Genomic DNA, 2164 nt, shown 5'->3' with positions numbered 1-2164 from the left:
GCGCATCCTCGAGGGCTTCGACGGCATCCTTCAGGTCGACGGATACCAGGGCTATCATCGGCTCGCACGGCCCAAGCGCAAAGGCGGCGTGCCGCTGCGGCTGGCCGCATGCCGAGTAGGCGGGGATGTTGCCATCCCCGCCCCTCACAGGTAGGGTCGAAGACTGGCGCGCCGACAGGCCTCTCGACCGTGCCACGTTTCCAGTCCCCTCCACGTCGCACGCAGCATGCGGATTTCCCGCACTGCGCGCTCCCATTTGCTTCACGCCAACGCTTATGGGACCTATCCTGCTGGGGCGACTTTCGGCCCGTCGCGTCGCACTCTGTAGGCGTTGAACAGCCCGATAGTGTCGTACAGCCACCGCCTATTCCATCGTTCCCAGCCGAAGCCCTTTCGTTTCTGAGCATGCGCCAGATGGCGCCTGACCTTCTTCTCCACCCAGTCTTTGATGAAGCTGAAGCACTCGCTGGAATGCCCCACCGCGAAGTAGTTCACCCACCCCCGGAGCATCGGATTGATCAAGTTTATCACTCGTTCAACCGGTTGCGACCGGTGTCGGCGGAACACCTCTTTGAGCGCCCGCACCAGTGCCGTCCGCTTTTTGAGCTTGGGCGTGTAATGCGGCCGCATCGCTCCGCTTAGTCCGCGGAAGTAGCGGAACTCAAAGCCCAGGAACCCAAAGCACTCACCGCGCTCAAGGTCCACTGTGCGGCTCTTTTCATCATTGATTTCCACCTGCAGCTTGGCGAACTCCTCCCGGAGTCGTTTGGTCACGGCTCCAATCAGCCAGTCATGACGCTTGTAGGCGTCGATCAAGACCACCAGGTCGTCAGCGAATCGCGCGTATTCGACGTAGGTGTACTTGCCGTTGCGGGTGACTTCCCGCGCTCGCTCCAGCATCCTGTCCACCTCATTGAGGTAGAGATTACTGAGCAAGGGCGAGATCACACCGCCCTGCGGAACGCCCTTCTTGCCTGAGGCTTTCAGCATCATCTTTAGGAGATGCAGTATATGCGCGTCATCAACCCGCCGCGCCACTTTCTCCAACAGCCGGTCATGCCGGACATTGTCAAAGTAGGCCCGTAGGTCAATGTCGAGAATCCGCGTCTTCCGTTGGACTATCGCTTCAGCCACACGCTTGATGGCGCCATGTGCTGTCCGTTTGGGCCGATATCCATACGACCCCGGTTGAAAGTCAGCCTCGAACACAGGCTCGAGGATGAGCTTGAGCGCCCCTTGCACCACTCTGTCGCGGATCGCCGGAATCGAGAGGACACGGACTTTGCCCCCGTCCTTCGGTATCTCCTGCCTCCGCGCGGGAAGTGGCTGGTAGGTGCGCCCGATCAGTTCGTCCCGTAACTGCTCAAGCAGAGCTTCCACGCCTTGCGTCTCAATGGCCTCGAAGGTGACACCGTCTATTCCCGGTGCTCCATCGTTCTCTTTGGCCATCTCATACGCAGCGCGCAGGGTCTCCATCTTGCAGACGTGGACGTATAGTCCCCAGAACCGCCAGGACGGTTCAGCCTTTGCCTTGACGTATATTCTCCGCCTCAGGTCCTGCAAATCAATGGACGCCTTTGTCATCTCGTCCTTGCCTTCCCTATGTTGGAGACATTGCAAATGGCAGGGTCCCTTGGCTCCACGGATATTACTCCGCTTCATTGCTACTCCGGACCCGGCCGCCACCCTCTCGTCTTCGGCCGACTTCCCGGTTTCGCCGGTTATACGGCCTACCTTGCTCCGACGATTTCGCGTCGGGACGAGGAGGGCTTCTCCAGTTGCTCAGCATGTCCTTGTCACCGTGCTGTCGCTTCCACCCCGCCGAGGTGAACATCCGTATCGGTCAGTCTTCAGTTGCTCATGCTGCCTTCGCCCTCCGGTTGAAGGCTCGGCCCTCGGGGATACTCACTTTCGAGGCCACAACGCGTTCACTTTTATTACGGCCCGATGACTCGTAGCCTCCCCTGGGGAGACTTTGTCGATAGGCTTCAGAGTTTCAGTTTCCATCACCTCTGCTATCCAAACTACGGGGCTCTTCTCTATTCGGCCGGATTTAGTCAAGGGCTTGATTGGGTGCCTCCTTGGGTTCGGTACCGCTCGCGGGGCCGTGCTTCTCTTCGGGATCAGCCGTATGGCTCTCCCAGCATGGGATCAGTAGAACGAG

The 2164-nt window shown here is 59.3% G+C and carries 1 protein-coding gene and 1 pseudogene; one reads left to right on the top strand and one right to left on the bottom strand.

From position 1 onward, the window contains the following. Positions 1-112: pseudogene (locus QJT78_RS50535) on the top strand (transposase); the annotation flags it as partial. A gap of 170 nt (positions 113-282) precedes the next feature. On the opposite strand, the gene ltrA reads toward QJT78_RS50535, so the two are convergent. Beyond that, positions 283-1584, bottom strand: coding sequence for a group II intron reverse transcriptase/maturase (gene ltrA, locus QJT78_RS50530; protein ID WP_038945931.1), 1302 nt, complete (start codon positions 1582-1584; stop codon positions 283-285). Between the last annotated feature and the right edge of the window lie 580 nt (positions 1585-2164).

Origin of the sequence: Bradyrhizobium sp. Mp27 (genome assembly GCF_029953005.1) — a bacterium.
Classification (GTDB): Bacteria; Pseudomonadota; Alphaproteobacteria; order Rhizobiales; family Xanthobacteraceae; genus Bradyrhizobium; species Bradyrhizobium barranii.
This window is presented reverse-complemented; position numbering and strand designations above follow the sequence as displayed.

Coding starts and splice junctions, on each gene's coding strand:
- ltrA (WP_038945931.1), bottom strand. CDS start 1,584: ATGACAAAGGCGTCCATTGATTTGCAGGACCTGAGGCGGAGAATATAC.